Origin of the sequence: Mesorhizobium sp. M7A.F.Ca.CA.002.04.1.1, from assembly GCF_004022805.1 — a bacterium.
In the GTDB taxonomy this organism is placed as follows: domain Bacteria; phylum Pseudomonadota; class Alphaproteobacteria; order Rhizobiales; family Rhizobiaceae; genus Mesorhizobium; species Mesorhizobium ciceri.
The window spans coordinates 1-5,200 of the sequence record NZ_RZPL01000392.1 but is presented as its reverse complement, the minus strand read 5'-3'; the positions used below and the strand labels follow the sequence as shown (position 1 = coordinate 5,200).

Genomic DNA, 5,200 nt, shown 5'->3' with positions numbered 1-5,200 from the left:
GCGTGCAGCTGTGCCAGGCCGAACAGCTTGAGCGTCAGCGAATAGCGGTCGCCGTCGAGGCGCGTGACGTAGCCACGCCGCACCAGCCGGTCCAGCATGCGATAGAATTCGTTGGGACTGCGGTCGAGTTTCTTGGCGATTTCGGCCTGGGTCAGGCCACCGTCGACGCCCGCCAGCAGTTCAAGGATATCGAGCCCCTTGTCGAGCGCCGGTGCGCGATAGCGCTCGTCTTCGCTGTCGTCCATGGGCTCATCCTCCAGTGAATTTCGCCCGTCATATACGCAGGAACGTGCGCGGCGGAAACAAATTTCGCCTTGACGTGTCTATGAATGTTTTGTTTGTATATGAATGTAGCACTTCTTGTCATCAGACGAGTTGCGGTCGCCGGCCAAGGCGCACCCAGGGAGGATACCAATGAACAGACTGCTTTCCGGCGTCTCCGCCGGTGCATTGTTGCTTGCATTTGGTGCAGGCGCAGCCCTTGCCGGCGACCTGCCCGGCAAGTTCGAAGGCGTGACCGTCGACGTGAAGCTGATCGGCGGCCAGCAATATGAAAAGCTCTACGAACGGATCCCGGAATGGGAGAAGGCGACTGGCGCCAAGGTCAACATCCTGACCAAGAAGAACGGCTTCGATATCGACAAGGAGCTCAAGTCCGACATCGCCTCGGGCAGCACCAACTGGTGCGTCGGCTGGAACCATTCCTCCTTCGCGCCGCAATATACCGGCCTCTACACCGACCTCAGCAAGTTGCTGCCGAAGGAAGAGATCGACGCCTTCGTGCCGTCGACCATCAAGTCGGCTACCATCGACGGCAAGCTGGAGATGCTGCCGCGCGCGCAGTTCGACGTTTCGGCGCTCTACTACCAGAAGAGCCTGTACGAGAACGCCGACAACAAGACCAAGTTCAAGGCGAAATACGGCTATGATCTGGTGCCGCCGGACACCTGGAAGGAAGTCACCGACCAGGCCGAGTTCTTCGCCAACCCGCCCAATTTCTACGGCACCCAGTTCGCCGGCAAGGAAGAGGCGATCAACGGCCGCTTCTACGAGATGGTCGTCGCCGAGGGCGGCGAATATCTCGACAAGGACGGCAAGCCGGTCTTCAACTCCGAGGCCGGCATCCGGGCGCTCGACTGGTTCGTCAACCTCTACAAGGCCAAGGCCGTGCCGGCCGGCACCACCAACTATCTCTGGGACGATCTCGGCCAAGGCTTTGCGTCCGGCACTGTCGCCATCAACCTGGATTGGCCGGGCTGGGCCGGCTTCTTCAACGATCCGAAGTCGTCGAAGGTCGCCGGCAATGTCGGCGTCAAAGTCGCGCCGAAGGGTTCGTCCGGCAAGCGCACCGGCTGGTCCGGCTTCCATGGCTTCTCGGTGACCGAGAACTGCCCGAACAAGGAGGCCGCGGCTTCCCTGGTTTGGTGGCTGACCAACGAGGACAGCCAGAAGCTCGAGGCCGCCGCCGGTCCGCTGCCGACCCGCACCGCGGTCTGGGACTGGGACCTGAAGCAGGCCGAAAACGATCCTTACAAGAAGGAGGTTCTTACCGCTTTCCAGGAAGAGGCCAAGCACGCCTTCGCCGTGCCGCAGACGCCTGAATGGATCGAGATCTCGAACGCCGTCTATCCCGAGCTGCAGGCGGCGATCCTCGGCGACAAGACCTCGAAGCAGGCACTGGATGAAGCCGCCGCCAAGGCGACACAAATCCTCCAGGACGCCGGCAAGCTCTAGCAACGGCTCCCAGGGCTGCCTCCCCCATCAGCAATGGGGGAGGCGATCGCGTTGCGCGGGATGCCAGCGGTTTACGCTAACCCTTCGCGCCCAGCCAACGCACCGCCGTCCAAATACAAACACTCAAGGATTCTGATGAAGGGCTTCAAGCCATCCGCGCCATTCCTGCTGCTGCTTCCGGCCATGATCGTGCTGGCGGCGGTGGTGGTGGTGCCGCTGCTTCTGTCGCTCTATTCGAGCTTCACCCCGTTCCGCCTGACGCGGCCCGAAACGTTCTACGTCTTCATCGGCATCCGGAACTATCTTTCGATCCTGTCCAACACCGACTTCTGGTGGGCCTTCGGCCGCACGGTTCTGCTGCTGACCATCGCGCTCAATCTCGAAATGCTGCTCGGGCTCGGCCTCGCCATGCTGGTCGAGAAGGCGACGCGCGGCCAGCGCATCCTGCGCACGCTGATGATGTTTCCGATGATGTTCTCGCCGATCCTGGTCGGCTTCCAATTCAAGTTCATGTTCAACGACAATATCGGCCTGGTGAACAATGCGCTGCAGTCGCTCGGCATCACGCGAGACGCCATACCGTGGCTGATCGAGGGCCATCTCGCCTTCATCGCCATCTCGATCGCCGAGATCTGGTCGTCGACGGCGATCTTCGCCATCCTGATCCTCGCCGGCCTGCTCGCCATGCCCAAGGAGCCGATCGAGGCGGCGCGGGTCGACGGCTGCACGCCGTGGCAGACATTCCGCTATGTGACGTGGCCATTCGTCATGCCCTTCGCCTACATCGCCATGACCATCCGTTCGCTCGACGTGGCGCGCGCCTATGACATCGTCAAGATCATGACCGATGGCGGACCGGCTGGCCGCACCGAACTGCTATGGACCTTGGTGGCCCGCACCGCCTACAGCGACGGGCGCATGGGCATGGCCAACGCCATGGCCTATTTTTCGATCCTGCTGTCGATCGCCTTCACCGTCTACTTCTTCAACAAGCTCGCCGCGGCGCGCACGCAGATCGGTGCGGAGTGGTGAAGATGGACGAGAATTCTTCCGCCCGCCTGAAGCGCCGGCTGCTCGGCATCATCTATCGCATCGGCCTGTTCCTGGCGATGCTGACCATCTGCCTGCCGGGCCTGTGGATCGTGCTGTCGTCGCTGCGGCCGACGGTCGAGATCATGGCAAAGCCACCGGTGTGGATCCCACAGGAGATTTCGTTCGACGCCTATGTCGCGATGTTCTCAGGCATCGGCAAGGGCGGCATCCCGGTGATTGAATATTTCCGCAACTCGCTGATCATCTCGGTGACCTCGACGGTGATTGCGGTGGCCATCGGCATGGCAGGCGGCTATGCGTTCGCCCGCTATCGTTTTCGCGGTAAATCGAGCGTCTTCCTCGGCCTGATGCTGACGCGCACCGTGCCGGGCATCGCGCTCTCGCTGCCGCTGTTCTTCCTCTATGTGCGGCTCGGCATCATCGACACCCATTTCGGGCTGATCCTCGCCTATGTCGCGCTCAACGTGCCGTTCACCATCTGGCTGATCGACGGCTTCTTCCGCCAGGTGCCCAAGGACCTCGCGGAAGCAGCGCAGATCGATGGCTGCACCCGCTGGCAGGCGTTCTGGCAGGTCGAGTTTCCGCTCGCCGGACCGGGCATTGCGTCGGCCGCGATCTTCGCCTTCCTGACCTGCTGGAACGAGTTCGCGCTGGCCTCGCAGCTGACCCGCTCGGTGAGCGCCAAGACGCTGCCGGTCGGCCTGCTCGACTACACGGCCGAGTTCACCATCGATTGGCGCGGCATGTGCGCGCTGGCCGTGGTGATGATCATCCCGGCGCTCACCCTCACCTACATAGTCCAGAAACACCTTGTCGGCGGCCTGACCTCCGGCGCGGTGAAAGGCTGATCCCATGGCAACCGTTACCCTCACCAAGCTGACCAAGCGCTACGGCACTATTGGGATCGTGCACGGCATCGATCTCGACATTGCCGACCGCGAGTTCATTGCGCTGGTCGGCCCGTCCGGCTGCGGCAAGTCGACGACGCTGCGCATGATCGCCGGGCTGGAGGAAATCAGCGCCGGCTCGATCGAGATCGGCGGACGCATCGTCAACGATTTGCCGCCACGCTCGCGCAACATCTCGATGGTGTTCCAATCCTATGCGCTCTATCCGCACATGACGGTGCGCGAGAATCTCGGCTTCTCCCTGAAGATCGCCGGCGCCGCCAAAGAAGACATGGACCGCCGCGTCGCCGAGGCCTCGGCCATCCTCGGCCTCGACACGTTGCTCGACCGCCGCCCGTCGCAACTGTCCGGCGGTCAGCGCCAGCGCGTCGCGATGGGCCGCGCCATCGTGCGCGACCCCGATGTGTTTCTGTTCGACGAACCGCTTTCCAATCTCGACGCCAAATTGCGCACGCAGATGCGCACCGAGATCAAGAAGCTGCATGCCAAGGTGCAGTCGACAGTGATCTACGTCACCCACGACCAGGTCGAGGCGATGACGCTTGCCGATCGCATCGTCATCATGCGCGACGGTCATATCGAACAGGTCGGCACGCCCGACGAGGTGTTCCGGCGGCCCGCGACGCGCTTCGTCGCCGGCTTCATTGGCTCACCGCCGATGAATCTGCACGAGGCGACGATCGATGACGGCCAGATGGTTTTCGCCAGCGGCGAAAGGCTGCCGCTGCCCGCTCAGTTCAAGGCCAATGTCACGACCGGCGACAAGGTGGTGTTCGGGCTGCGGCCGGACGACATCTACCCGACCGGCCATGGCATCAGTTCCGGTGGCGCGGCCGATGTCCACCAGATCGAGCTGCCGATCACGGTCACCGAACCGCTCGGCAACGAGACGCTGGTGTTCGTTGAATTCAACGGCACGGACTGGGTGTCGCGCATGCTGAACCCGAGGCCACTGCGGCCGGGCGAGCGGGTCGCCATGAGCCTCGACATGTCGCAGGCGCATCTGTTTGCCACTGAGACCGGAAAGACACTGCGGAGCTGATCGGCATGGCCAGAATCGAGAAAGTCGACCTTTGCATGGTGGACCTTGTGCCCAAGGTCAAGCGCACCGACGCGATCCAGAGCTTCGTCAGTCAGGAAACGCCGATCGTCACGATCACCGATTCCGACGGTGCGGTCGGCACCGGTTACAGCTACACGATCGGCACCGGCGGTTCGTCGGTGATGCGGCTGCTCTCGGACCATCTGGTGCCGCGCCTGATCGGCCGCGATCCCGACATGATCGAGGCGATCTGGCACGATCTCGAATTCGCCACCCATGCCACGACCATCGGTGCCATCACCGCCATCGCGATCGCCGCCATCGATACAGCACTCTGGGATCTGCGGGCCAAGAAGCAAAACCTGCCTTTGTGGAAACTGGCCGGCGGCGCCAAGGATCGTTGTCCGCTTTACACCACCGAAGGCGGTTGGCTGCACATCGAGACGCAGGCGCTGGTCGACGA

5 protein-coding genes and 1 pseudogene are annotated in these 5,200 nt (G+C 62.6%); 5 read left to right on the top strand and 1 reads right to left on the bottom strand.

The window, feature by feature from the left end:
- A partial coding sequence (locus ENZ75_RS19895) for a helix-turn-helix domain-containing protein (RefSeq protein WP_128278260.1) occupies window positions 1-245 on the bottom strand: 245 nt, incomplete at its 3' end.
- A 169-nt stretch (window positions 246-414) separates the two neighbouring features.
- On the opposite strand from ENZ75_RS19895, the gene ENZ75_RS19890 reads away from it, so the two are divergent.
- From ENZ75_RS19890 to ENZ75_RS19870, 5 genes and pseudogenes are all read left to right on the top strand, one after another.
- A complete protein-coding gene (locus ENZ75_RS19890) occupies window positions 415-1,734 on the top strand; it encodes a sugar ABC transporter substrate-binding protein (RefSeq protein WP_063167543.1) in 1,320 nt (439 codons plus the stop codon).
- Window positions 1,735-1,869: 135 nt separating this feature from the next.
- Window positions 1,870-2,766 (top strand): sugar ABC transporter permease, encoded by an 897-nt coding sequence (locus tag ENZ75_RS19885; protein WP_013533025.1) that lies wholly within the window; start codon window positions 1,870-1,872, stop codon window positions 2,764-2,766.
- 2 nt (window positions 2,767-2,768) lie between these two features.
- Entirely contained in the window at window positions 2,769-3,635 is an 867-nt protein-coding gene (locus ENZ75_RS19880; protein WP_013533026.1) for a carbohydrate ABC transporter permease, read from the top strand.
- A gap of 4 nt (window positions 3,636-3,639) precedes the next feature.
- Window positions 3,640-4,737 carry a sn-glycerol-3-phosphate ABC transporter ATP-binding protein UgpC gene (ugpC, locus tag ENZ75_RS19875; protein WP_063167542.1) on the top strand — a complete coding sequence of 366 codons (1,098 nt, stop codon included), beginning with the start codon at window positions 3,640-3,642 and terminating at the stop codon, window positions 4,735-4,737.
- 5 nt (window positions 4,738-4,742) lie between these two features.
- Window positions 4,743-5,200 (top strand): annotated as a pseudogene (locus ENZ75_RS19870) (mandelate racemase/muconate lactonizing enzyme family protein); the annotation flags it as partial.

Excerpts from the sequence above, each read along its gene's own strand:
- ENZ75_RS19890 (WP_063167543.1), top strand. The coding sequence starts at position 415 with ATGAACAGACTGCTTTCCGGCGTCTCCGCCGGTGCATTGTTGCTTGCA.
- ugpC (WP_063167542.1), top strand. The coding sequence starts at position 3,640 with ATGGCAACCGTTACCCTCACCAAGCTGACCAAGCGCTACGGCACTATT.
- ENZ75_RS19885 (WP_013533025.1), top strand. The coding sequence starts at position 1,870 with ATGAAGGGCTTCAAGCCATCCGCGCCATTCCTGCTGCTGCTTCCGGCC.
- ENZ75_RS19880 (WP_013533026.1), top strand. The coding sequence starts at position 2,769 with ATGGACGAGAATTCTTCCGCCCGCCTGAAGCGCCGGCTGCTCGGCATC.